This is a genomic window from Acetobacter sp. AC2005 (assembly GCF_037901235.1).
GTDB classification, from domain to species: domain Bacteria; phylum Pseudomonadota; class Alphaproteobacteria; order Acetobacterales; family Acetobacteraceae; genus Acetobacter; species Acetobacter oryzoeni.
Window position 1 is genome coordinate 2049761 of the sequence record NZ_CP149625.1, and the last position, 25115, is coordinate 2074875.

The window sequence follows — 25115 nt, forward strand, 5'->3', positions numbered from 1 at the left end:
GGGATGGTGCTTGCACCTATCACGAACCCATCTGTTATGCCAAGCATTGTCCCTCCCGATACCTTAAAGGTGGCTCGGGAGAGGCAATGAGGGTTTTATTTAGATAGCCTGAAGGGCCGCAACACCACGGGCCAGATCGTCAATCAGATCTGCGCTGTCTTCCAGCCCGACGGAAAAGCGGATGGCGCCATCTGTAATGCCGAGTACGGCGCGGTCTTCTGCGCTCACCTTGGAATGCGTGGTTGTGGCCGGGTGCGTCACCAAAGACCGTGCATCCCCAAGGTTATTGGAAATGGCAATCAGCTTCAGTGCATCCATAAAGGCGAATGCCCCTTTCTGGCCACCCTTTACCTCAAAGGCAATCAGGCTTCCGCTGCCGCTCATCTGGCGTTTGGCCAGTTCATACTGCGGATGATCGGCCCGGCCCGGGTAGCGCACACTTACAATGCCGGGGGCAGATGCCAGATAATCGGCCACAGCCGCAGCATTGGCTGCCATGGCGTTAACGCGCAGGGAAAGTGTTTCCAACCCTTTAAGCATCACCCATGCGTTGAAAGGTGAAAGCGCATTGCCCGTATTGCGGGTGAAAGGCTGAAGTGTTTCCGTAATCCAGTCTTTGCGGCCCAGCACAGCTCCACCCAGCACGCGGCCTTGGCCATCAATGTGCTTGGTGCAGGAATAGACAACAACATCCGCACCCAACTGAAGAGGCTTCTGGAATACAGGGGAGGCAAATACGTTATCCACCACCACAATTGCACCTGCCTTGTGGGCGAGGTCTGAAATGGCCTTGATATCCAGGATATCAAGCATGGGGTTGGATGGGCTTTCCAGCAGCACGGCGGCTGTGGGTTTGGAAAGTGCTTTTGCCCATTCGTCCGGGTTACAGCCATCTACAAAAACGGTTTCTACGCCATAACGGGGCAGAAGGTTGGCAACAATCCAGTGGCAGGAGCCAAACAGCGCGCGGGAGGCAACAACCCGATTTCCTGCTTTAACGTGGCTGAGCAGGGCGGAGGAAACTGCACCCATGCCCGTAGCCGTTGCCACACAAGCCTCTGCGCCTTCCAGATCAGCCAACCGGCGTTCTAGCGCAGCAACTGTGGGGTTGCCAAAGCGGCTATACTGATAGTGCTCTTCTTCACCACGAAAGGTGCGGGCAGCTTGTTCAGCGTTGTCATAAACAAAGCCGGAGGTCAGAAACACGGCTTCGCTGGTTTCACCATATTCCGTGCGTTCCACACCAGCATGGAGCTGACGGGTTGCGGGGCGCCACGCTTCAGAAAATGCAATCTTGTTGTCACTCATGGGTCTTTGTATCCGGTTCTGGCGTGTCAGACCAAGCAGCAGACAGGCCCATGTGCCTGCCAGAGCAGCTCAATCTCTTAAATTGACCGTGGAAACCATGACAGCCGGCCAAATGCCGTGTCAGAGCCTCTTTAGCGCGTTTCTTTTACCTCGCCGCAAGCCGGCCTTACAAATCACGAGGGCAGGGCGCAACACCTTGCTGGCAGGCAGGGTAAGCCCGGATATTGGCTATCGTCAAGTTCTGTGCAAGCAGCCTTCACAAAACAGGCTTGCGGTGATTTAACTTGGATGAATATTTCAAAAATCTGATGGATTTATGCATGTCCGGCAAGAAAGAATCAGTCACTTCTGTTTATGTAGACAATGCGCAGGAGGTTGTGCCTGTTATTCTTTCTGGCGGTTCTGGTAGCCGCTTGTGGCCGGTTTCTCGCGGGAGCTATCCCAAGCAGTTCTGGCCGTTGCTGACAGAAAAAACCCTGTTGCAGGAAACGGCTCTGCGTGGTGTGGCAGCCAAGCTGTGCAGCCCAGTGGTGATCTGCAATGCTGAACATCGTTTTATTATAGCGGAACAACTGAGGGATGTAGGCGTGCAGGACGCCCGCATTGTGCTGGAACCTGTGGGCCGCAATTCAGCTCCGGCTATTGCCGCCGCAGCTTTTTTGACAGCAGAAAAAGATCCCGATGCCGTATTGTGGGTTATGGCTGCAGATGCTGCCATAACGGATACGCAGCGGTTATATAAGGCATTGGAAAGTGCTGTTCAGGCCGCCCAAGCCGGATACGTTGTGACATTTGGTATGAAGCCCTCCCGCCCTGAAACGGGGTACGGATACATAGAGGAAGGGGCACCACTGCCCGATCTTTCTGGCGTATGCCGTGTAGCGCGGTTTGTTGAAAAACCGGATGTGCAAACAGCGCATCAGTTTTTGGAAAGTGGCAAGTATTTGTGGAACTCGGGCATGTTTGTTACGCGTGCCGGTACGTTTTTACATGAACTCCAAAAATACGAACCCGAATTATATGAATGCGTGCGTCAAGCTGTAGAAAAACGCCAGACAGACATGGATTTTGAACGTCTGGATGTGGAGAGTTTTAAAAAATCTCCTGATATTTCAGTTGATTACGCGGTAGCAGAGCGCACGGACAAAGCCGCTGTGGTGCCTGCTGATTTTGGGTGGTCCGATATCGGAAGCTGGGATTCCTTATGGGAACTCAGCGCGAAGGACGAAAACGCCAACGCGGTTTATGGCAACGTGATGCTGGAGGATGTGCACAATTCTTACATTCGCACAGATGGCACGTTGACCGTAGCACTGGGTGTTGAAAATCTGACCATTGTGGTGACACAGGATGCCGTAATGGTTGCGCATAAGGATCGTGCGCAGGATGTTAAAAATATTGTCCAGCGCCTGAAGGCAGAAGGCCGTACAGAAGCAACAGATCATGCCCGCATATATCGGCCGTGGGGGTTTTATGAGGGCCTTACGCAGGGAGACCGCTTTCAGGTTAAGCGCATTGTGGTGAACCCGGCGCAGAAGCTTTCTTTGCAAAAGCATTTTCATCGGTCAGAACACTGGGTGGTGGTGGAAGGTACAGCGCTTGTAACCCGTGGAGATGAGGAAATTCTCGTGCGGGAGAATGAAAGCGTTTACCTGCCGGTTGGTATGCTGCACCGGCTGGAAAACCCTGGCCGTATCCCGCTTACGCTTATTGAAGTGCAGTCTGGCCCCTATCTGGGGGAAGACGATATTGTGCGTGTGCAGGATTTGTATAGCCGGGAATAGGCATGACAGGAGGCCTGCAGAAGGCCAAATCTGTTCCTGATAATTTTTAAAGCAATGCCTGAAGCAGCGGAATAAACGGCAGGTCGGCTTCGGGCATGGGGTATTTGCGCAGATCCTGCGGAGCAACCCATGCCAGTTTCTGCCCTTCCTTGGGGATGGGCGTGCCTTGCCAGCGCCGACAGACATAAAGCGGCATCAGCAGGTTAAATGTCGGGTAAGAATGGGAGGCAAAGGTAAACGGCGCCAAACAGGCGCGGGACATATCAAGCCCCAGTTCTTCATGTAGTTCGCGCACCAAGGCGGCTTCTGGCGTTTCCCCGGCTTCTATTTTGCCACCTGGAAACTCCCATAGGCCTGCCATGCTTTTCCCTTCCGGACGGCGGGCGAGCAAAATGCGGCCTTGTGCATCAATAAGAGCTGCGGCGGAAACCAGAACCAGCTTTTTGGGGGCAGATGATGCGGGAGTTGATGCTGAGGCGCGGCGTGCATCCTGCATGTGGCGCGTGGTTTCAAAAACCAGCATGGGCTGTTCGCTCCCGCGGGAGGCAAAAACCTGTTTGTCTGTTCCGATTTGCTGAAAACCCACATGTTCCAGCACACGGGCAGAGGCAACATTATCTACGGCCACATGTGCGCGGATACTGGAAATTTCCAGATGCGCCAGCGCCCAACTGGTAACGCGTTCGGCAGCGCGGGTGGCAATGCCTTGCCCCCAGTAGGGGCGGCCAATCCAATACCCTAACATGCCAATACGTGCAGAATTGGCTGGGGCTTGAATACCCAAGCCAATACAGCCAATAAAAGTGCCATCCTTATCCAGAATGGCAAAATGATACCCTTCTCCTTTTTGCTGCATCTGCTGAGTGGAAGCTATCCAGCTATCTGCCAGTTCTCGCGGGTATGGAAAAGGCAGACGGCTGAGCATCCGCACCACTTCCCAGTCATTCACCAGATGGTGAAGGGCAGGGGCATCCTGCGCACAAAGCGGACGCAGGTGATAGGGCGGGGCTTCCAGTTCGGTCGGGGCAGTATCAGGCATTGGGTTTAGGCGTTTGCGCTGGTTCTGGGGGAATGCCGCATTCGGTCAGAAGTTCACGCAGGGCGTTGATAACGGGGAAAACCTCTACGTTGTGGTCACCACCCAGTTCGCGCCACGCGTTCTGCTCCAGTTCCACAATTTCGCGGTCTTCGGCAAAAATGCGGTTGGTAAAGGCTACAAGGAAAGGCCACGCAATATCCAGCAAACTACCAATTTTGGGCCGCTTGACGGAAAGCAGGCCAAAGGTGCGGTTGGTAAGTTCATCTGCGCTTTGCGGCACATAAACAATCCACAAATCCATCACCGGATCTTCATCTCCGGTCTGGATGCGCAGGGTTTGATACGGATATTCCGTACGAATGGTCATGACATCGCGATGCTGGAACTTTTCCGAAGAATCGCGGCGTTCACCAAAAATCAGGGCTTCACCAAAAGGCTGTTTGCCGCCAGTACGGGCAAAGCTATAGCGGGCTTCCACCAGCTTTGGCTCACGCTTCTGGCCCAAAAAGCGAGGCTTCATCTGCCCCATTTGTTTGGAGTGCATGAACTGATGATTCATATCCATCAGGTTTTCATGCATGAAGCTGTAATGGCAGCCAATGGTAGTGCCAAAGTAACGGGTTTTGTAGGCCGGGTTGCTGGCACGGGCCAGATGCGCGGGCAGGGGTACGGTGTCTGCTTTTTCCGGGTCACCGGGAAAAACAAAGATCATGCCGTCCTGTTCCCGGCAGGGGAAGGTGCGTACGCCGTTAGGTAGTTTGCCCTTGCCCAGATAGGGCACATCAATGCATCGGCCAGACCGGCCATAGGCCCAGCCGTGATAGCAGCATTTAACAGAGGCGCCTTCTACCGTGCCTTTGCTGAGAGGCACCTGCCGGTGGGCGCAGCGGTCTTCCAATGCAAACACGGGGCCTGCATCCGGGCGCACCAAAGCAATAGGTGTGCCAGCATAGCGCGTGCCAATGGTTTTGCCGGGCTTAAGCTCCCGAGACCACGCAACAGGGTACCAGTAGTCCGGGTTGGATCTGACGCGCCGCAGATCTATTTTACCCTTTCTGGCTTCAACAGCCAGTTCTTGGGTGGAGGAATCGGTCTGAGCGGTCTGATCCATTTCGCCTCAAATCACAAAGAATACCTGTGCGGCGCCGTTTTGATGCCGCTGTTGCGAATGCTATCTCAACTCATCGTGACGCAAGAAGCAAGACAGGAGCGCATGGCTGACCCATTTGTGTAGGCCCGCAAGCTCCGGCGTTCAGGCCGGAGATAGGGCCGTTCCGACCATTTAGTCAGGGGTTCTCTGCTATTCGATATACTGTCGGATGATAGAGAGCGGGGCACCGCCACAAGACGCTGCAAAATAGCTGGGCGACCAGAGGACCCCGCGCCAATAGCGGCGGGTAAGCGCTGGATGCATCTGCCGTAACCTGCGGCTTGAGACCCCTTTGAGGCTGTTCACGAGAACCGACAAAGCCACCTTGGGCGGATAGTGCACGAGAAGATGCACATGATCGTCCTCTCCGTCGAATTCAACCAGATGGGTTTCGAAGTCTGTGCAGACCTTTTCGAAAACCGTTTGCATATCTTTCAGTATCGCGGCGGTGAAGACACGGCGGCGATATTTTGTCACGAAGACCAAATGGGCATGAAGCGTAAAAACACAGTGTCTTCCACGCCTATAGTCGTTGTCATCATCCATAGACTGATGTTATCTTTTAAAGATGATCCAGCGCAAGGCCAACATCTACCGGCTCTACCCGGACGCGGAGCAGAGGCTTGCGCTGGCCCGGATCGCCGGAGCATGTCGCGCGGTCTATAATCTCGCGCTGGAACAGAGGCGGGATTGGTGGCAGCGCCATAAGGATAGAACCGGCAAATCAATTTCGTTTGCCGGTCAATGTCGTGAACTCACCGATCTGCGCCGCGATGTGGACTGGTTGCGCGAAGCGCCGATCCACCCGCTACAACAAGCCTTGCGCGATCTCGACCGTGCCTATCAGAGCTTCTTCTCCGGGCGGTCTGGCTATCCATCGCCCCGTCGAAAGGGCCTGCACGACAGTTTCCGTTTTCCCGATCCGGCCTCGCTGCGTGTAGAGCGGACCGGAAAGAAGACCGGGCGCATCAAGCTCCCCAAACTCGGATGGGTTGCTTTCCGGGGCTGGTACGCTCTGCCCGGTATGATCCGCAACATCACCCTGTCCCGGCGGGCTGGGCAGTGGTTCGCGTCTGTCCAGTGGGAGCGCGAAGTAGAAGGGTCTGTCCCGTCTAGCTTGCCTGCGGTCGGGATCGACATGGGCGTGGCCGTGTTCGCCGCCATGAGTAATGGCGAGACCGTCGCGCCGGGCGACTTCGGGAAGAAGGCCATGCGTGCGCTCCGCAAGGCGCAACGCGCCGTCTCTCGCAAAAAGAAGGGCAGCGCCAACCGGCGCAAGGCCGTGCGGCGCGTGCAGACCCTGCATGCCCGCGTGGCCAATGCCCGCAAGGATTTCCTCCACAAACTCAGCACGACCATCGCCAAGAACCACGGCACGGTCGTTGTGGAGGCATTGCAGGTGCGGAGCATGTCCGCATCAGCCAGAGGCTCGGTCGAAGAACCGGGTCGCAATGTCCGGCAGAAAGCCGGGCTCAACCGCAGTATCCTCGATCAGGGATGGCGGATGTTCCGCACCCTGTTGGGATACAAGCTGGCAGATAGAGGCGGGAAACTGGTTGAAGTGCCAGCCGCCTATACCAGCCAGACCTGCTCAGTCTGTGGACGTGTGGACCCGGCAAATAGGGCCAGTCAGGCACGTTTCGTCTGCACCGCCTGCGGACACACTGAAAACGCGGACATCAACGCCGCAAAGAACATCCTACGGCGGGCGGACTGCCCGTTGACGCCTGTGGAGGGACACCGCATCAGGCGGCCCAATGAAGCAGGAAGCACCAGGAGGGCAGCTTAATGCATGCCCATACCGGAACCATCGGCCTTCAGGCCGGTGAGCATGTCAGAGAAATTAATGTTCTGCCAGCTCTGCCGTCAGGTCCTCAATAAACTGGAAAGCCACACGTCCGGAGCGGCTTCCGCGTGTAATTGCCCACTCATTGGCGCGGGCCATCAGGTCCGCGTCGGCAATGGGCAGGTTACGTTCACGCGCATAGCTCTGCACCATGTCTGCAAACGTATCCTGTTCACAAGCATAAAAACCAAGCCAGATGCCAAACCGGTCTGAAAGCGAGACTTTTTCTTCTGTGGCTTCGGAGGGATTGATGGCGGTTGCGCGTTCATTTTCAATCATGTCCCGCGGCATCAAATGGCGACGGTTGGATGTGGCGTAGAACAGAACATTTTCTGGCCGCCCGGCAATGCCGCCATCCAGAACGGATTTCAGCGCCTTGTAATCCCGGTCTTCCTTTTCAAAGGACAGATCATCGCAGAACAGAATAAAGCGGCGCGGGTTTTCCCGCAGCAGGCTGAGCAGCAGTGGCAGGGTTGCCAGATCTTCGCGCTGAATTTCAATCAGGGCAATCGCGCCCTTACCGGGGGTGCATGGTTTGCCATCAACCTGATTGGCCAAGGCGTGTGCGCCTTTTACCAATGAGGATTTACCCATGCCACGAGCGCCCCAGAGCATGGCGTTGTTGGCGGGCAGGCCACGGGCAAAGTGCTCTGTGTTTTCAATCAGGATCTTGCGTTGCAGATCCACCCCGCGCAGCAGATCAACCGGCACATGTGCAACATGAGGCACAGGCAGAAGGCGCCCGCGTTCTGGCAGCCAGACAAAGGCATCGGCGGTATCCACCCCTTCCAGCGTGGCTGGTGGAGGAGAAAGCCGCTCCAGAGCAGAGGCAATGCGTTCCAGAACAGGGAGTGTCGGTGTATCCATCTGGGTATCTATCCTGTTTGTCGCCGGTCGTTGGTTATAAAATTACGGGCCGTAAGGCGTTTTCATCCGTGCAGGTGCTTGACGCACGAGGATTGAAAATTATGGTCACTTTCTCTGTTTTCGCAACACGCCTTTCAGGAAAGTCTGCTTGATGTCCAATTTCCTTATTCCCGCCGCCTATGCCCAAAGCGCTGGAGGTGCCGGTGGGGGCTCTAGCCTGATGTCCTTCCTGCCGTTTGTGGCTGTTTTTGCGATTATGTATTTTTTGCTGATCCGTCCGCAGCAAAAACAGCAGAAGCAGCTTAAGGCAGAACTCAAAGCCCTCCGCCGTGGAGACCGGATTGTAACGGCTGGTGGCGTTGTGGGTATTGTTCAGCGCGCCAAGGAAGATTCGGAAGAAGTAGAAGTGGAAATCGCGCCAAACGTGCGTGTTATGGTGCTGCGCGGCACAATTTCCACAGTGCTGACCAGCACCGCCAAGCCCGCAAACGATACAGCAACCGCAAAAAAGTAAGCTTTTCTGGCTTAATGTGCAGAAACGTCAGAGAAAGGAAACGGGGTCTATATCTACGTCCACTTTGGCGTTTCTGTTCAGGTTTACCATACCCAACCAGCGGCGCAGGATAGGTTGCACCGCAATATTGCGATGTGTGCGTAGCAATAGCCGTCTGCGGTGCCGCCCACGCAATACGGCCAGCGGCGCTGGGGCCGGGCCAAGCACCTGTATACCCTCTCCATAAGGTGCGGTGCGGCCCAGTTGGGCGGCGGCTTCATCTGCTGCAACAGGTGTATCTGCACTTACAATTAAAGCAGCTAATCGCCCGTAAGGGGGCCAGAACCCCGGTTTACGCTGTGCGGCCTCCTGCTGCATGAAGGCATCAAAATCCCCCGAAAGCAGTGCCTGCATCACCGGATGTTCAGGGGCATAGCTTTGCAGAATAACCCGCCCGGGGGAGGACGCTCGGCCAGCACGGCCTGCCACCTGATGTAAAAGCTGGATCGTACGTTCTCCAGCCCGCAGGTCTGCCCCGCCAAGCCCGAGGTCTGCATCCACCACGCCAACCAGAGTAAGGTGCGGAAAGTGCCACCCTTTGGCAACAATCTGCGTGCCGATAATCAGGTCCACTTCCCTGCGCGAGATTTTGGCAACAGCTTCCGCTGTGGCGGCTGGGCCGCCAAGTGTATCGCTAGACATCACCAGCAAACGGGCATCAGGGAACAGTTGGCGAGCTTCTTCCGTAATGCGTTCAATGCCCGGGCCTATGGCGGTCAAACTGTGGTCAGAACCACATTGCGGGCAAGCAGGGGGCATGGGTTCTGTGTGATCGCAATAATGGCAGGAAAGCACCTTGCGGTTGCGGTGCTCCACCAGCCATGCCGTGCAATGCGGGCACTCCATACGGTGCCCACAGGATCGGCACAGTGTCAGAGGGGCATAGCCGCGCCGGTTGAGAAACAGCATAACCTGCTCCTGCCGTTCCAGCGTGGCGCCAATATCTTCCACCAGTTCGGGGGAGAGAAAAAGCCCTCTGGGCGGGGGATGATCACGCAAATCCAGCACGCGGGTTTCTGGCAATTCTGCCCCTCCGTGCCGGGTGGGCAGAACAAGGTGTCGATACCGTCCAGCCTCTACGTTTGCCAGTGTTTCCAAGCTAGGGGTGGCGGAAACCACAACCACAGGAAAACGCGCCAGCCGCCCACGCACTACGGCCATATCTCGCGCATTGTAGATGACGCCTTCTTCCTGCTTGAACAGGGCTTCATGCTCTTCATCCACAATAATCAGGCCGAGATTATGGAAGGGCAGAAACAGGGCAGAGCGGGCTCCCACAATGACAGAGGCAGAACCATCTGCTGCCCCAAGCCACGTAAGCCTACGCGCGCGCTGCCCGATTTCGGAGTGCCATACAGCAGGTTGCACGCCAAAACGGCGGGAAAAACGTTCCATCCATTGGGCGGAAAGAGCAATTTCGGGCAGAAGGATAAGGGCTTGTTTGCCCTGTTCCAAACATTCGGCAATGGCTTCCAGGTAGATTTCTGTTTTGCCAGAACCGGTAACCCCTTCCAGCAAGGTTACGGAAAAACGATTTTCCGTAACAGTTTGGCGTAAGCCCACAGCGGCACTTTGCTGCTCACCTTCCAGCACAGGTGGGTTGTAGTGGGCATCGGGCTGGCCAAATGGGCGTTCTGGCCCAAGGGAAACAGGGCGCAGCACGCTGGCATTGGCAAGCCCCTTTACCACGCCAGCACTTATGCCCGTGGCATTGGTAATATCTGTGGTGGTGCGGTGGTTGCCATCTGCCAGAAGGTCCAGCACCTTTTGGCGTGCAGGGGTAAGGCGCAGAGCGTTCAGATCAGGGTTTTCTGCCAAGGCCCAACCCATTGTGGGGGTAGGGGCTGCGCGCATATGCAACCGTAAGGTCATGGCCAGCACCATACCCGGAGGGGTAAGCGTATAAGCGGCCACCCAATCTATGAACTGGCGCAGTTCTGCTGATAAAGGCGGCAGATCAAGCCGGCAGACCACAGGGCGCAGGCGTGCCGCATCCACCTTTTTTTCTGTGGCTGGTGGGGCCAGATCGGCGGGAAGTGAAGATGTTGCATCCCATACCACGCCGGTTTCCTGCCGCTTACCCAGTGGGGCGACAACGATATCACCGGGTTGCAAATTCATATCTGCGGGCGCGCGGTAATCAAAAGGCCCGGCAAAAGGCATGGGCAACAGCACGGAAATGCGTGTGGTGCTGCAAGCACTGGCCGTTAAGTTGCCAGAATCCTGCATAGGTATATTGGGGAAGGGTTTCTGCGCCATCAGGATTTGGTTGTAATGCTGCCCACAAGGAAAGAACAGGGGAGAAAAAGCGCATCAAGCTTTCTGCCCGACAGAGGAAGATCATGACTGCTGAAGAAGCTGTTCAGAAATTTCTGGAGTGGATGGCTGTAGAAAAACAGGCATCTCCCCTGACAATTGAGGCCTATCAAGGCGATCTAGCCCGTTTTTTAGGGTTTATGACCACGCATCTGGATGGCCTGCCGGATATGATCGGCTTGGGCTTGATAAGCCTACGGGATTTTCGTGCATGGTTGGCTTATGAGCAGGCCGAGGCCAGCAAACCCACGGCACGCAAAACATCATCAGATCAGGCCACCCGCACACGTGCACGCCGTGTTTCTGCCGTAAGGTCTTTCTTCAAATATCTGGCGCGCAGGCAGGGGGTAGAAAACCCGGCCATTCAATTACTCAGCACACCGCGCACCAAAAAGCCTCTACCACGCCCTTTGGCTAAAGATCAGGCTTTGGCAGCCCCGGAAGATATTTCTGATTTGGCGCAAACACCCATGGAACAGCAGCGAAATGCCGCGTTGTTTCTGCTTTTATATGGGTGTGGTTTGCGTATTTCTGAAGCTTTGAACCTGAATATTGCCGATCTGGATGTTATGCGCAGCAGCAATGTACTGCGTATATTGGGCAAAGGCGGCAAGGAACGCCTTGTGCCGGTGCTGCCCGTTGTGCAGCAGGCGCTGGAAGCGTGGCGCACACGCCATCCAGCCCCAACCCCAGATGCCCCTTTGTTTGTAGGAATAAGGGGCAAGCGCCTCCAACCAGCCATAGCCCAGAAAGCCATGCGGGAATGGCGGCATCTTTCTGGCTTGCCAGATTATGTAACACCCCACGCGCTACGCCATTCCTTTGCAACCCATCTGATGGAAGGTGGGGCGGATTTGCGTGTTATTCAGGAGTTGCTGGGCCATGCCAGCCTCTCCACCACACAGCGTTACACACTGGCAGATGAGGCCCGCTTGCTGGATGTCTGGACGCGGGCGCATCCGCGTGCACAATGAGGTCAGAATGCAAAATAAGGAACACACCGGCATGATACAGGCGTTGCGTGCACCGTGGCCCGAAATCGAACCCTATGCCCATGGTTATCTGGATACGGGGGAAGGGCATCAGATCTACTGGGAGCAGTGCGGCAACCCGGATGGTGTGCCGGTTGTGTTCCTGCACGGTGGACCGGGTGGGGGATGCTCACCCTCCCAACGGCGGCTGTTTGATCCGGCACGTTACCGCATTGTGCTGTTTGACCAGCGCGGGTGTGGCCGTTCGCGCCCTCATGCTTCGTTGGAAGCAAACACAACATGGCATCTGGTTGCAGATATTGAACGCCTGCGTGAAATGTGCGGGGTAGAGAAATGGGCCGTCTTTGGTGGCTCATGGGGCTCTACACTGGCGCTGGCTTATGCCGAAACACATCCAGACCGTGTAACTGCGCTGATGCTTCGCGGTATCTTTACCCTGCGGCGGGCTGAACTGCTGTGGTATTATCAGGAAGGTGCTTCCTGGCTTTTCCCCGATAAGTGGGAAGACTTTCTGGCACCGATTCCACCCGCAGAGCGTGGGGATATGATGGCTGCGTACCGTAAGCGCCTGACATCTGATGATCCTGCCATTCGTCTGGAAGCGGCCCGGGCCTGGAGCTTGTGGGAAGGGCGCACATTAACCTTGCTGCCGTGCCCGGAAATGGAAGTGCAGCATGATGAAGCCGATTATGCGCTCGCATTCTCCCGCATTGAAAACCATTACTTTGTGCACGGCGGTTGGCTGGAAGAAGGTCAGCTTATTCGGGATGTCGGGCGCATCCGCCATATCCCCACAGTGATTGTGCAGGGGCGCTACGATATGGCAACGCCAGTACGCACAGCGTGGGATTTGCACAAGGCATGGCCGGAAGCCGATTTCCACTTAATTGACGCCGCAGGTCATGCGTTGTTTGAGCCCGGTATTTTAACGGCGTTGCTGAATGCGACAGACCGCTTTGCGCGGGAGCTGGCATGAAACGCCAAATAGTTGCGTGCGCCCTCATAATAGGTGGCGGAGCCAATGTGTCGCTTGGTGGTATTTCCGCAGCGTATGCTGCAGATGGATGCCATAAGCTGGTAGCACGCGTGGCGTTGCGGAATGATCAGGGCTTTCTGAACATTCCTGTCAGCGTGAATGGTCATGCTGTCAGCATGATTGTGGATACAGGGTCGGAAGGGAGCCTTATCTCACCAGAGGCCGCCTCACTTTTTGCTGCCCAGCGGGATAAAAGCGTGCACACGGTTGTGCGGGGCACCGGGGGGATTGGGCGGATTGTACCCAATGCGATCGTAAGATCCTTCCATGCGCAGAATGTTGAATTTGGCCCTGTTTCCATTCCGGTAGATACATTGCCCGCAGTGCCTCAAACCGAGCCTGAAGTAGAGGGCCTTATGGGGGGAGATCTGCTCTCCCGCTATGATGTGGAATTCAATGTCGCAGGTGGGACACTGTCTTTCTGGTCTGCCAATTCAGCAGATTGTAATGGGCCGGAAGGGTGGCGTTACATTTATCGTGCGGTGCCGTTGCAGGCAGCAGGCCAGCGGGTGGTGGCAGAAGTTACGCTGGATGGCACAAAGCTTAAGGCGCTGGTGGATAGCGGGGCACGATCCCGCATTGTCTCAATAGGTGCGGCTGAGCGTATTGGTGTTTCTCGCCAAGCTTTGGCGGCTGATCCGGGTGGAATGACAACCGGGGTAGATGGGCACCAGCAGATTTATCACTGGCACAAGTTTCATCTGTTCCAGATCGGGCAGGAACAGGAAAAATCACCGGTTCTTACGGTTGCTCCCGTGCATGATACCGTAGATATGCTTTTGGGATCAGACTGGTTTGCTGCGCATCGTGTCTGGATATCTTATCGCACACATACACTGTATGTGATGCCAGCACCGCAGGCGCACCGTTAATATAGAAAACAAGAGGCAGAAGAAGATGATTTCTCCTGCCTCCTGAGTGTTAGATTATTCGCCTTTCAGGCGCTTGTTGCATTCGCTGTAATAACCGCCGCCTTTCTGAATCCATTTCATATTGCCATTGGCATTGCTGGATTTGTTGGTGTGGTACTGATCCAGGCAGGTTTTCATACGGGCTTTACCAGCGCTGAGCTTGGAATACTGGGGATCGACCGCAGAAGGGAAGGTGGCGGCAGAAGCACTTACAGCAGCAGGTGCAGCCGGTTTGGCAGCTTCTGGTGTGGTTTCCGCTGATTTGCTGGTAGCGGCTGCTGGAGCTGTTTCTGCCGTGGTGGCATCGCAGTTGGCGGCTTTAAATGCTTTAAATGTCTGGCCGTTAAGCGTGTTTTCCGCTTTGGCTTCCTTGAATTTGGCGTGGCATTCCTTGGCCGTCAGTGCATGGGCACTAGGAGCGGCAAGAGCAGTTGCGCAACCAAGCAGTAATGCAGCCAAGCCGGTGCGTGCAGAAAAGTTCATAAAATAAAACCTCATGCAAAGGGGCGAATCAAAAAACGACCCGATGCCGTTTTTTACTCCCATAAATAGTATCGCAAACTGTGGCAGCGAAATGAATGGGGGATGATATTTTTATGAGAAAAACAAAAACCCCCTCCCGAATAAACGGGAGAGGGCTTTGTATAACTGGTAGCGCCTGAAGTGTTTGGAAGGATTAGTCGTTAATACGTTCCCCATGCAGGGACATATCCAGACCTTCCAGCTCTTCATCCGGCGTAACGCGTAGGCCGATAACCAGATCAACCACTTTCAGGATGATGAAGGACACAACAGCACACCATACAATGGTCACCAGCACGGCTTCTGACTGAACAATAAGCTGATGCACAGACCCCGTAATACCAGAGGGGTTTGAATCTGTTGCAGAAAGTGGACCATAGGCAAACAGGCCGGTCAGCAGCGCACCAACAATACCGCCTACACCATGCACGCCAAAGGCATCCAAGCTATCATCATATCTCATGATGTGCTTCAGGGATGTGGCCCCCCAGTAGCAGACAACGCCAGTAATCAGGCCGATAATCAGCGCGCTGCCCGGCAGCACAAAACCAGCGGCGGGAGTGATAGCTACCAGACCGCCAACAGCACCAGAAATAACACCCAGCACAGTTGGTTTTCCCGAGCGCAGCCATTCAATCAGCATCCAGGATACACCAGCACCAGCAGCTGCAATCTGGGTAGCAGCCATGGCCATGCCTGCACGCCCATTGGCACCGACGGCAGAACCGGCGTTGAAGCCAAACCAGCCAACCCACAGCAGGGAAGCACCAATAACGGCATATGTCAGGTTGAAGGGCGAGAGATCATCCTGCCCGTAACCCTTACGACGGCCCAGCACCAGAGCACACACCAAACCGGCAACACCGGCGTTGATATGCACGACTGTACCACCAGCAAAGTCTGCCGTGCCAAGGCCACCCAGCCAGCCAATAGGGCTCCAGACCCAGTGCGCGATAGGCGCATATACAATCAGGGACCAGATAATGGAGAATACACACATGGCGCTGAACTTCATGCGTTCAGCATAGGCACCGGAGATCAGGGCCGGAGTGATGATGGCGAATGTCATCTGGAACATCATGAATATGCTCTCAGGAATGGTCATTGTCGTGGCGTTGGGGGAATCTGCGCCAAGGGTGAAGCCGATATCCGCACCATTATGAATGTTGGCGCCAATACCGTTCAGGAACATACGGCCCAATCCGCCAATCCACGGAGACCCAGTGGTGAAGGCAAGGGAGTATCCAGCGATCATCCAGACAATGGAGATAATGCAGCACAGCGCAAAGGACTGCATAAGCGTTGCCAGCACGTTTTTCTTACGTACCATGCCTGCATAAAACAGGGCCAGACCAGGGATTGTCATCATCAGCACAAGGGCGGTGCTGACGAGCATCCATGCTGTATCACCGGTATCGATAGCTGGTGCAGAATCAGCAGCAAAGCACTGTGTACTGAATATGAAAGGAAGAGCTAACGCGCAAAAAACGTTGGTTTTGTTTTTGCGTATCGTTTTCGGGATCAGCATGCGGTGGTGTTCCCTGCAGAGAAGGATAGGTGAATATAGTATCTGTTTCGAAATGATATGCGTTTTTGATTGGCAGGGCAAGATCGCTTATAGCCTTTTGTAAGGAGCCTTTTTTGAGGCCTTAGACCGACAAGTTATTTTTTAATAACATCACCTTAATCAAAGCGCGGCTAAAATAAGATGGAATGGCGTGAGTGCGCACAATCTCTGCGGAGCAATATTCGTTAGATAAATATTAATCACTTTGTCTGTTGTCTTTTATTGCTTGGCTTTAAGATGCGGTGATGGTGGCTGCTTGATCTGAACAAATGGGGTAAACCCAAATGTGTGGATAACACCTAATTAAAGTAACAGATTTTATAGATGTTTCATCTGAGAGCAGAGTGATTTTTTGAAATGGTTGGGTATTCCTATTTTCTTTGTTCTATTTTATAAAAAAAGAAAATCATTTTGATATGCTGAGTAAGGAAATATAGTTATGTTTAAGGAGAGTATATCTGTAACAATAGTTGAGTCTGGTGTTAACGTAAGGAATATACTTCAGAATTTCCTAAAAGATAAAAATGTTAATGAAGTAACACAAGAGAGTGATTGCGGCTTATACCCAGATTCTGATGTTCTGATTTGCTCCCTTGAATTAACGCACGCAGAAAATGCTCAGGATGCTGTAGAAAAAGCCAAAAAATATTTGGAAAAATATCCTGCTGTTATCTTTTGCGAACCGAGTTCTTGCTCCCGAGATAAATTAAAAGACTTGGGATTTAAAAGTATTCATGAAAATTTCTCAGAAAACAAAATGTTTGGAGAAATAAATTTTCAGTTTTTTGAAAATTTAGGCCTCCAGTCTCATGTTACATCTGTATCTGAATATGGGTATGAAGCTGCGTATCATGTGAGATCTACATATCTTGTGCCTGTAGAAAGCACCGGAGGGGTAGATTACGATGGCATAAGCCGTCGCCCGGATTTACCCATAAGATTTCCAGTTTTTAATGTTGAATTTTTTGTTCTTTCTAAATTTGATGCACCTGCAATCAATTTGGCAGCTGATGTAGAACTGCTGCAGTTTAAGACGCTCCAGCCTAACGCCAGCGCAGGCGATATGCTTTTGACGAACTTCAAAAGCCCGCATGAAATTGGCGAGGTCTGTTATGAAACGAGCGATGAGAGTATTGCTGAACTTAGGGAAAGAACAAAAGATCCAATTTACGTAAATGATGATAATGCAACAAATGATTTGTTTCGTGCGAAAATAGATGAGTGGTTGAAGCTCACTTCCTTTGCGTTTGAAAAGCAATCTGTTGTTAAGCTTGATAAATGCATTATTACAGGGTGTGGATTTCTATATTCCCACAACAACCCTGTAGCACGTTCAGATTATTTGCTGCCATATTTAACAGCCTCCATTTACAACCCAATTTGGGGCAGCCTTCAAAAATTACATCCAATGCGGAAGGTTGAAGGCCCAGTAATTGTTGCCTTTAATCATTTATATACAAATTATTATCATTTTTTGGCTGAATGCTTGAATGCAACATATCTTGCTTACAGGCAGTTGGCTTCAAGAGGTGTGGAAAAAATAAGCATAGTTACGTTTAAGTTAAAGGGATTTGCGAAAGATTATTTTGATATCCTGTTTTCTAAAAACGAAAACATTTCGATTATAGAGCTTACTGAATCAGAATATATACATGCAGATGAAGTTTATTATGCCCCAGAGTTGTTAGGATTCACTACGCCTCAGCCTTGCCTGATTGCAGAAAGACTGGATTTTAAGAATGCTATTCTTTCCCATAGTGGGGTAGAGGTGCAAACAAATCCTACAGATATCATTTACATTTCTAGACGTGATACTTCGGCCAGAAGAATATGTAATGAGAACGAATTGATGCTCTCGCTTGAAAAGCTGGGCGTTAAAATTGTTCAGCTCACAGGACTTTCTGTTAAAGAGCAAATAAGCATGTTTGCGAATGCTGGTTTGGTGATTGGCGGCCATGGCGCTGGTATTTCCAATTCCTTGTTCATGCAAAAGACCTCAACCATGCTTGAATTAATTCAGGCCAGTTATCAGAATGTTGGCCCTATGCGTTTGGCTCAAAGCTCCGGCGCTCAATATGTTTCCATGCTGTTCTTCCAAGATGGGGAAGGGGATTCATGGTATGTTGATATAGATAGAGTGTGCCGTTACATAAAAAAGTATAAAAATTCTTAATATTATTGAATTGCAGTAATATTCAAACATCCGCAGGCTATTATTTAATATAAAGTCTGCGGATGTTTTATTGTATCAGAGAGATAATTTAAGCGTACAATTGCTAATTTACGTAGATTCTATATTTTGAATATGTTAATGCCTGCGAAAAGCATCGACGTGTATTTGTTATCTTCTTTTTTTATCTTTATGATATGGAGGAGGCAATGGACTATAGAGCGCAAGTGACTTTTATCCTATAATCAATATAGTATATGAGTTCAGTAGGCGACTTTGTGCAAAATGTTTATTAAACAATTGGGAAAGGTATTCAAGTTATGTTGAATAATGTGTTTATTACTTATTTTGGGACTGTATTATGTCGTTCTCCTGATGGAGTTTTTTATCATTGTCAAATAGAGGAGGTATATATTCCGTGGATATATAAAAAAGATCATAATATATCTATTGTGGCAAAAGAAGATGGGGCGAATATATATCTAAATTGTAATCAAAAGAGAGAATTTTTAAGTGCCCATCCAGGCGGCAATATTTCTTTCACTCGAAATCAGGCGGGTTGGGAAGTTTTTAGAACGATTGATATGCATGTTTTGCTATCAATGAAAAAGGAAAAATTAAGTATTCCTATTAAAAAAACAAACTATAAAGTGAGTAAAATAATACATCAGATAGGGAATGAAAGTAATATTCCAGAAATATTCTTAGAGAATGTAGAATTTATAAAAAAAACGAATCCGGGTTGGGAGTATAAATACTGGAGTGAAAAAGATAGGCATGATTTCATATATACTTATTACGGATGGGAGATATTGAAATATTACCTGTCTATAAATAGAAACTATGGTGCGGCTAGAGCTGATTTTTTTAGATATCTTTGTATATATCAAATGGGTGGGGTATATTTAGATCTAAAGTCAAGAAATTCTAAGCCGTTTGACATGATATTACGGCAAGATGATGAATATTTGCTTTCGCAATGGGACCATAGTGAGGGATCTCCTTTTCGTGTTTGGGGGTTAGGTCCTGAAATTAATTTCATTCCAGGAGGAGAGTATCAGCAATGGCATATTATTGCTCGGTCAGGACATCCTTTTTTACAAAATGTGATTGAATCCACTATTTCTCGTATTCGGCATTATTCTGAGGCGTTATATGGCATAGGGCGACTGGGTGTTTTGAGGGTAACTGGACCATATGTATATAGTACAGCAATTTTTCCAATTCTAAATCAACACAAGCATAGAATTTTTGATTCTGGAAAGGCTGGTCTTGTATATTCGTGTGTAGATAATCATACAAACGTTTTGGGCAGGCATTACTCTGAGGCAACAACGCCAGTAATTCTTTAATAGATATGGCACGCGAATTAAAGCTTTGGATGAAAAAGTGAATTTGCGTGCTAAATCTTCATTATGGGCTTCAGAGTACATTGTTAAGTGTAATAAAATATTTATGAGAATATATATTTTGATTAGTTGTCATGTATATTCAAATAATTGCATATAGAGTATTTTTGAAGTAATTTTTTATGTAGAATGCATTATGGATATTGTGGGGTAAAAATGAAAAAAAATATTTTTTTATTAAATGTATTAACATATTTTTTGTTAATACATGTATCACATGCGGAAACGATTTTAAGTAGTAGTCAAAATTTAGGTTCTGCCATTTCAAGAGTGAGTAATGTTAGATTACCGACGTTAAGAGATTTTGGTATGAATTTAATATCAAATCAAGGAAGAGCAGACATAGCTTGGTTGGATTTATATTGGTCTAGTTTAAATTCTAATATCCCAGCTATATTACCAGCAGGTGCTCATTGGCCAGACAATAGATTTGTTCCCAATAGTAATGCATATAGCAAAAAAGACTTTATTCAGTTTCCAATTGTTACGTCATTTGGACGTGTGATTTCTAGACCGGGATTCAATACCGACTATGGGTTTGGTATCCCATATTATGGAGATGTTGTTCCTAGTTTTACACATGATGATGCAAATTTCACATTTGCGCGTGTAGATGGAAATGAAGCATCTGCAGGAAGTTATGTTCCTATAGCTTCGGTATATGCAGTTTATGATACGCCAAATGAAGGAGGGGCAACAGCTGGAACTAATAATCAATTAGCTTTCAATGTAAAAACGATAACAACACCTAGAGATCATGGAACTTTTGGTAATTTTGTGTCAGAATTTTATTCTAAAGGATATAATTATTGGGGGGAAATGGATGTTAATAAATGGTCCCATACTGTAGAACATGGAACTAATTGGGTCTGGGATAATATACAAGAAATGTATAGTGCTGAGCCTTATTATTGTGACCCCAAAGATTCGAGTTTATGCTTTGCAGAACTCATGAATGAGGAAGATTTTTATGGCGTTGGTCCAGAAGCAAAAGCCTCTGAATACGATCCAACAGTGCATGGCAGACAAATGTTTTGGCTAACAACCAATCATAACATAAATAATAGTAGTTCATCTGCTCTGAGGTGGTCCACTAATCTTTTAGTGCCAGCGCATAAGATAATAACGGTTATCAATAAATATAATAAAAAAGAATATATGTTTACAGGTGTTCCTACAGGATATAGAGGGAATAGTTCATGGACTATTACCGGAACTGTTTTGGGTAATACTTTAACTGTTACATCTTTAACTTCAGGAAGAAAAATCGTACCAAATTCGACTCACATATTTGATAACATGTTAACAGATGAAATAATCATAACAGGTCAAATATCGGGAGTAGCTGGAGAAGCTGGTGTCTATAATATTAAAGCTTCTCATAGTTCGTCTGGATATGTTGTCAGAAAATCAAGAAATTTTAGTGCATCAGATGATTCTTCGCATGCAAGATTTTCTTCTACAGGCTTAAGAGAACCCATATGGACTTTTAATAAAGGAGATACTTTTGTAGATGGCACTACTACTTGGACTTGTTTGGGGTTGTGGCAGTACGATTTAGGATCTGTTATATCGGTTGGCGGTTCAAATGATCCAGATAAAGGATATATTGAAAGAATAGGGACTATATTATCAGAGCAGACGGACTACATATATAATGCTATCTTTGATATGTCTAAAGCCGAGTTTGATCCAAGTGTAACGCATGTTTTTGCGCGCATGCAAAAAGATATGTTTCTTGATTTAACAGCAGATGGAACTCAAGCTGGGCAAAATAATAGGTTGTTCGGATATGGTGATGGGGTTGGACTGGAATATAGGCTCAGTTCTTCTGTAAATGGGGCCCGTGCAGATACGGTGCCGTTTGCCATTTCCGATACAGGGAATACTCATATTTCTTCTCTATCTATAGGGAATGATTCTAAAAAAATTACAGATACGCGTAGCATTGTATTTGCAGAAAATGCTGAAGGTGGAAATCCTGATCATCAAATGAGCCTGCGTGCTTCTTCCTCAAGGGCGCACTTGTTTGCCGATAATATGGATCTCGGAAAAATAATAACTAGCGTCTCTGTCCCTAAATCAAGCCATGCACCATGTCATGCTGGAGAAGAAGCGCAGGATTCTAAGTATTTTTATAAATGTGTAGCTTCTAATCAATGGAAACGTATCGCTTGGGATAAAGAAAACTGGTGATAATAAAGGCATTTTTTATATAAATAAGAGTGGAGGGGGATTTCCCCCTCCATTCTTATTACTTAAATATGTTTTACGAATTTGGAACAAAACCTAAGAAACGTTCTACAGTCTGTCCGATAACAATATCAGGATTTACATTTTTTACGTAATCTTTATTGATATCTGGCTGCGTGACGAGATGAAACTCACGGAAGAAAGTAGAGAGCCAATAACCAAGTGATGCTTGGGATTCATAATCGTTCATAAATGAATTACCAAAGCCAACAACTTTTTCCGCAAACGGCGCTTTATCATTTTTGAAAACAACACGCCCCCCGGTAAATCTACCAGGCTGAGGCCATATTTGTTCCAATACTTTCCGGCCTGCATGAAAAGTGGGGTGAGGCGCACGGGAACATTTTTCGTAAAGATCCTGCCCGAAGAAGCGCTTACCAATATCTCCGGTTGTTATGTAATCAATATTAAATTGGGCAGGGACATTATAAGAAGGGGAAATTTTTGTACAAATATCCTTAAATAGAGCATGACCTCCCATAGGCTGAAAATGCGTATCTATTTTACGGAAGGCATTCGAAAAACCTATTTTTTCAATGGCCTGTAAGAGCCCTTTTGGAAATTCGCTATGATAGGTTTTCAAGAGGTTTTGAGCGTGATTCAAAGGCAGGATGTGGACGCCAGCACAACGAGGCCGCATGGCCGGAATTACACGCAAGACGAAACGCTATCCGTCTGATCTGACAGATGAGGAATGGGAGCGCATAGCGCCTCTGATGCCCCCTGCGAACCGGCGTGGTCGGAAACGGACAACCGATTTCCGTGAGATCATCAATGCTCTGCGCTATCTCGTGCGCTCAGGCTGCGGTTGGGAGATGCTTCCGGTTCATTTTGGCCCATGGCAAACGGTTTACTGGTGGTTCCGCAGGCTGATGCGCCGTTTCCTGTTCCAGACCATTCATGATGTCTGTCTGATGCTCGATCGTGAAGCGGCAGGACGCGAAACCAGTCCATCGGGTGGTGTCATTGATAGCCAGAGTATCAAGGCACCCCACGCAAAGACACGTGGTTATGACGCAGGCAAGAAGATCGTCGGTCGGAAACGTCACATCGCAGTTGATACGGATGGCCGCCTTCTCCTGGTTCAGCTGACAACAGCCGATATTTCGGACAGTGCAGGAGGGCAGATGATCCTTGATGCCATTCGTAAACGCTGGCCTTGGGTGAAGCACCTGTTTGCCGATGGAGCCTATGACCGCCTCCAGTTGATGGATAAGGCCACTTTTCTCGACTTCACAGTCGAGATCATCCGGCGGTCAGAGACAGCAAAAGGGTTTGAAATCCTGCCGCGTCGGTGGGTTGTGGAACGGACCTTCGGTTGGATGATCCGCTGGCGTCGCCTTGTGAAGGACTACGAACAGCGGATCGACGTCGCAGAGGCCATGATCCACATCGCCATGGGAAGCCTCATGCTACGCCGAAACGCTCATCCGTGAATTTCCAAAAGGGCACTAAGCCCGAAACATAATGATCTGTTAAATTGTTCTGGTTGATTTTATACTCTAACATTTGCAACAAGGGTGAAGGGGAGGACCCCATTCCATCATATTGCTCACGCATGACGGACAGTTTGTCTGGGATAACAACCTCAATAAAACGAGCGCCAATGCCAGAACAAAAATCTCGGCGTTCTTTAAAAAGATTTATCCATTTTTCGGCACTTTCTTCCACTTCTTTTGAACCATATTCATGATCATATATGCTCAAAACATTATTGGAGCCGCGGGTTAGGAATAGATGCCCATTTGTGCCAACTTCACATTGTAGATCAGGAGATACTGTTCCTACTTTTATATAAAATGGGGAAATGTTTTTCTGAATATCATCATGCTGAGGCAAAGGAATTTTATTATTGTTTAAAGATGAAATGGAAGCAAGTTCTGCATAATATATATTGTCATCAATAGATTTTTTCTCATTAAAGATATACATTTCAAGTTCATGAGCATCCATCTGTTGAAAATCTTTCAATAGATGGGAGAAGACCTTAAATTTTATAGATTTTATAACGTCACTTCTAATTTCTATCTCAGTTTTTTCTGAATCTTTTTTGTAAAATACTTTTATAGCCCCAGAAAGTACATCATAATAAGAAAAAGGTTCTGTTGTTTCTATAGTAAAGGCACAGGCACCCAGACCGGCTGATTCTAGATCATTTCTGGCAAGGTTGTTTTCACCAAGGCCGATAATATGGCCCATTTTTTCAATCTCTATTTCTACCTGGTTTCCATCATCATAGATCCATCCTGAAACCATGTTAGGTTCTGCAAACCAATCAATTGTACTTTGTGCCATTTAAAGATTCCAATATGTATCAACGATGAAGAGTATTTTTATTTTGTGTTTAAAAGAAAATAAAGATAAAAAATCAGCGGTTTTCTTAAAAGCAGAGAGTTGTTGTTTTCTCTTGATATTGAGCTTTGAGGCGTTTGATGAAATAGGCAAAGGCATAATTTATAACGTCTTGGGGTTTGATTAGGCTTAGTGCCCTTTTGGAAATTCACGGATGAGCGTTTCGGCGTAGCATGAGGCTTCCCATGGCGATGTGGATCATGGCCTCTGCGACGTCGATCCGCTGTTCGTAGTCCTTCACAAGGCGACGCCAGCGGATCATCCAACCGAAGGTCCGTTCCACAACCCACCGACGCGGCAGGATTTCAAACCCTTTTGCTGTCTCTGACCGCCGGATGATCTCGACTGTGAAGTCGAGAAAAGTGGCCTTATCCATCAACTGGAGGCGGTCATAGGCTCCATCGGCAAACAGGTGCTTCACCCAAGGCCAGCGTTTACGAATGGCATCAAGGATCATCTGCCCTCCTGCACTGTCCGAAATATCGGCTGTTGTCAGCTGAACCAGGAGAAGGCGGCCATCCGTATCAACTGCGATGTGACGTTTCCGACCGACGATCTTCTTGCCTGCGTCATAACCACGTGTCTTTGCGTGGGGTGCCTTGATACTCTGGCTATCAATGACACCACCCGATGGACTGGTTTCGCGTCCTGCCGCTTCACGATCGAGCATCAGACAGACATCATGAATGGTCTGGAACAGGAAACGGCGCATCAGCCTGCGGAACCACCAGTAAACCGTTTGCCATGGGCCAAAATGAACCGGAAGCATCTCCCAACCGCAGCCTGAGCGCACGAGATAGCGCAGAGCATTGATGATCTCACGGAAATCGGTTGTCCGTTTCCGACCACGCCGGTTCGCAGGGGGCATCAGAGGCGCTATGCGCTCCCATTCCTCATCTGTCAGATCAGACGGATAGCGTTTCGTCTTGCGTGTAATTCCGGCCATGCGGCCTCGTTGTGCTGGCGTCCACATCCTGCCTTTGAATCACGCTCAAAACCTCTTGAAAACCTATCATAGCGAATTTCCAAAAGGGCTCTTA

General features: G+C 49.6%; 21 protein-coding genes and 1 riboswitch. Of the genes, 10 read left to right on the top strand and 11 right to left on the bottom strand.

Going from position 1 to position 25115, the window contains the following annotated elements:
• Positions 1 to 99: 99 nt before the first annotated feature.
• A complete protein-coding gene (metZ, locus tag QQM41_RS09795; RefSeq protein WP_339077015.1) occupies positions 100 to 1308 on the bottom strand; it encodes an O-succinylhomoserine sulfhydrylase in 1209 nt (402 codons plus the stop codon).
• 110 nt (positions 1309 to 1418) lie between these two features.
• A riboswitch (SAM riboswitch) is annotated at positions 1419 to 1498 on the bottom strand.
• A 94-nt stretch (positions 1499 to 1592) separates the two neighbouring features.
• Between metZ and QQM41_RS09800 the strand changes: the two genes are divergently transcribed.
• The gene (locus QQM41_RS09800; protein WP_339077016.1) at positions 1593 to 3092 is read left to right on the top strand and encodes a mannose-1-phosphate guanylyltransferase/mannose-6-phosphate isomerase; all 1500 of its coding nucleotides are present in this window, start codon (positions 1593 to 1595) and stop codon (positions 3090 to 3092) included.
• Positions 3093 to 3138: 46 nt separating this feature from the next.
• On the opposite strand, the gene mutT is transcribed toward QQM41_RS09800, so the two are convergent.
• The 3 genes from mutT to tnpA form a co-directional block, all read right to left on the bottom strand.
• Positions 3139 to 4131, bottom strand: coding sequence for an 8-oxo-dGTP diphosphatase MutT (mutT, locus tag QQM41_RS09805; RefSeq protein ID WP_339077017.1), 993 nt, complete (start codon positions 4129 to 4131; stop codon positions 3139 to 3141).
• Positions 4124 to 5242 carry an aromatic ring-hydroxylating dioxygenase subunit alpha gene (locus QQM41_RS09810; protein WP_087651897.1) on the bottom strand — a complete coding sequence of 373 codons (1119 nt, stop codon included), beginning with the start codon at positions 5240 to 5242 and terminating at the stop codon, positions 4124 to 4126. The genes mutT and QQM41_RS09810 overlap by 8 nt, the downstream gene beginning before the upstream one ends.
• A gap of 189 nt (positions 5243 to 5431) precedes the next feature.
• Positions 5432 to 5827 carry an IS200/IS605 family transposase gene (gene tnpA / locus QQM41_RS09815; RefSeq protein ID WP_339077018.1) on the bottom strand — a complete coding sequence of 132 codons (396 nt, stop codon included), beginning with the start codon at positions 5825 to 5827 and terminating at the stop codon, positions 5432 to 5434.
• 22 nt (positions 5828 to 5849) lie between these two features.
• Between tnpA and QQM41_RS09820 the strand changes: the two genes are divergently transcribed.
• Entirely contained in the window at positions 5850 to 7070 is a 1221-nt protein-coding gene (locus QQM41_RS09820; RefSeq protein WP_339077019.1) for a transposase, read from the top strand.
• 54 nt (positions 7071 to 7124) lie between these two features.
• Here QQM41_RS09820 and QQM41_RS09825 read toward each other — a convergent pair whose 3' ends face one another.
• Positions 7125 to 7994 (bottom strand): ATP-binding protein, encoded by an 870-nt coding sequence (locus QQM41_RS09825; protein WP_124306896.1) that lies wholly within the window; start codon positions 7992 to 7994, stop codon positions 7125 to 7127.
• 148 nt (positions 7995 to 8142) lie between these two features.
• Here QQM41_RS09825 and yajC point away from each other — a divergent pair, with 148 nt between their 5' ends.
• Positions 8143 to 8508, top strand: coding sequence for a preprotein translocase subunit YajC (gene yajC, locus QQM41_RS09830; RefSeq protein WP_014457073.1), 366 nt, complete (start codon positions 8143 to 8145; stop codon positions 8506 to 8508).
• 27 nt (positions 8509 to 8535) lie between these two features.
• Here yajC and QQM41_RS09835 read toward each other — a convergent pair whose 3' ends face one another.
• Entirely contained in the window at positions 8536 to 10806 is a 2271-nt protein-coding gene (locus tag QQM41_RS09835) for a primosomal protein N' (protein WP_124297139.1), read from the bottom strand.
• Between the two features lie 83 nt (positions 10807 to 10889).
• Here QQM41_RS09835 and QQM41_RS09840 point away from each other — a divergent pair, with 83 nt between their 5' ends.
• Genes QQM41_RS09840 through QQM41_RS09850 form a run of 3 tightly spaced genes read left to right on the top strand, consistent with a single transcriptional unit; the run spans position 10890 to position 13763 of the window.
• Positions 10890 to 11837 (top strand): tyrosine recombinase XerC, encoded by a 948-nt coding sequence (locus tag QQM41_RS09840; RefSeq protein ID WP_087651900.1) that lies wholly within the window; start codon positions 10890 to 10892, stop codon positions 11835 to 11837.
• 7 nt (positions 11838 to 11844) lie between these two features.
• Entirely contained in the window at positions 11845 to 12831 is a 987-nt protein-coding gene (gene pip / locus QQM41_RS09845; RefSeq protein WP_339078101.1) for a prolyl aminopeptidase, read from the top strand.
• On the top strand, positions 12828 to 13763 hold the full coding sequence (locus tag QQM41_RS09850; protein ID WP_339077020.1) for a retropepsin-like aspartic protease: 936 nt from the start codon (positions 12828 to 12830) through the stop codon (positions 13761 to 13763). Before pip ends, QQM41_RS09850 begins: the two co-directional genes overlap by 4 nt.
• Before the next feature lie 54 nt (positions 13764 to 13817).
• On the opposite strand, the gene QQM41_RS09855 is transcribed toward QQM41_RS09850, so the two are convergent.
• Both QQM41_RS09855 and QQM41_RS09860 read right to left on the bottom strand, forming a co-directional pair.
• Positions 13818 to 14348: a hypothetical protein gene (locus QQM41_RS09855; RefSeq protein WP_339077021.1), complete on the bottom strand. Its 531-nt coding sequence runs from the start codon at positions 14346 to 14348 to the stop codon at positions 13818 to 13820.
• A gap of 130 nt (positions 14349 to 14478) precedes the next feature.
• The gene (locus QQM41_RS09860; protein WP_339077022.1) at positions 14479 to 15852 is read right to left on the bottom strand and encodes an ammonium transporter; all 1374 of its coding nucleotides are present in this window, start codon (positions 15850 to 15852) and stop codon (positions 14479 to 14481) included.
• A gap of 478 nt (positions 15853 to 16330) precedes the next feature.
• Between QQM41_RS09860 and QQM41_RS09865 the strand changes: the two genes are divergently transcribed.
• From QQM41_RS09865 to QQM41_RS09875, 3 genes are all read left to right on the top strand, one after another.
• The gene (locus tag QQM41_RS09865) at positions 16331 to 18064 is read left to right on the top strand and encodes a glycosyltransferase family 61 protein (protein ID WP_339077023.1); all 1734 of its coding nucleotides are present in this window, start codon (positions 16331 to 16333) and stop codon (positions 18062 to 18064) included.
• Positions 18065 to 18381: 317 nt separating this feature from the next.
• Positions 18382 to 19413, top strand: a complete 1032-nt coding sequence (locus QQM41_RS09870; RefSeq protein WP_339077024.1) for a glycosyltransferase — start codon at positions 18382 to 18384, stop codon at positions 19411 to 19413.
• A 186-nt stretch (positions 19414 to 19599) separates the two neighbouring features.
• Complete coding sequence (locus tag QQM41_RS09875) at positions 19600 to 21666, top strand: hypothetical protein (protein WP_339077025.1); 2067 nt, start codon at positions 19600 to 19602, stop codon at positions 21664 to 21666.
• A gap of 73 nt (positions 21667 to 21739) precedes the next feature.
• On the opposite strand, the gene QQM41_RS09880 is transcribed toward QQM41_RS09875, so the two are convergent.
• A complete protein-coding gene (locus QQM41_RS09880) occupies positions 21740 to 22381 on the bottom strand; it encodes a hypothetical protein (protein ID WP_339078148.1) in 642 nt (213 codons plus the stop codon).
• Between QQM41_RS09880 and QQM41_RS09885 the strand changes: the two genes are divergently transcribed.
• The gene (locus QQM41_RS09885; protein ID WP_011251455.1) at positions 22335 to 23159 is read left to right on the top strand and encodes an IS5-like element IS12528 family transposase; all 825 of its coding nucleotides are present in this window, start codon (positions 22335 to 22337) and stop codon (positions 23157 to 23159) included. The genes QQM41_RS09880 and QQM41_RS09885 overlap by 47 nt on opposite strands.
• Here QQM41_RS09885 and QQM41_RS09890 read toward each other — a convergent pair.
• Both QQM41_RS09890 and QQM41_RS09895 read right to left on the bottom strand, forming a co-directional pair.
• Entirely contained in the window at positions 23131 to 24018 is an 888-nt protein-coding gene (locus QQM41_RS09890; protein WP_339076904.1) for a hypothetical protein, read from the bottom strand. The two genes, QQM41_RS09885 and QQM41_RS09890, sit on opposite strands and share 29 nt — an antisense overlap.
• Before the next feature lie 205 nt (positions 24019 to 24223).
• The gene (locus QQM41_RS09895) at positions 24224 to 25048 is read right to left on the bottom strand and encodes an IS5-like element IS12528 family transposase (RefSeq protein WP_011251455.1); all 825 of its coding nucleotides are present in this window, start codon (positions 25046 to 25048) and stop codon (positions 24224 to 24226) included.
• Positions 25049 to 25115 lie beyond the last annotated feature (67 nt).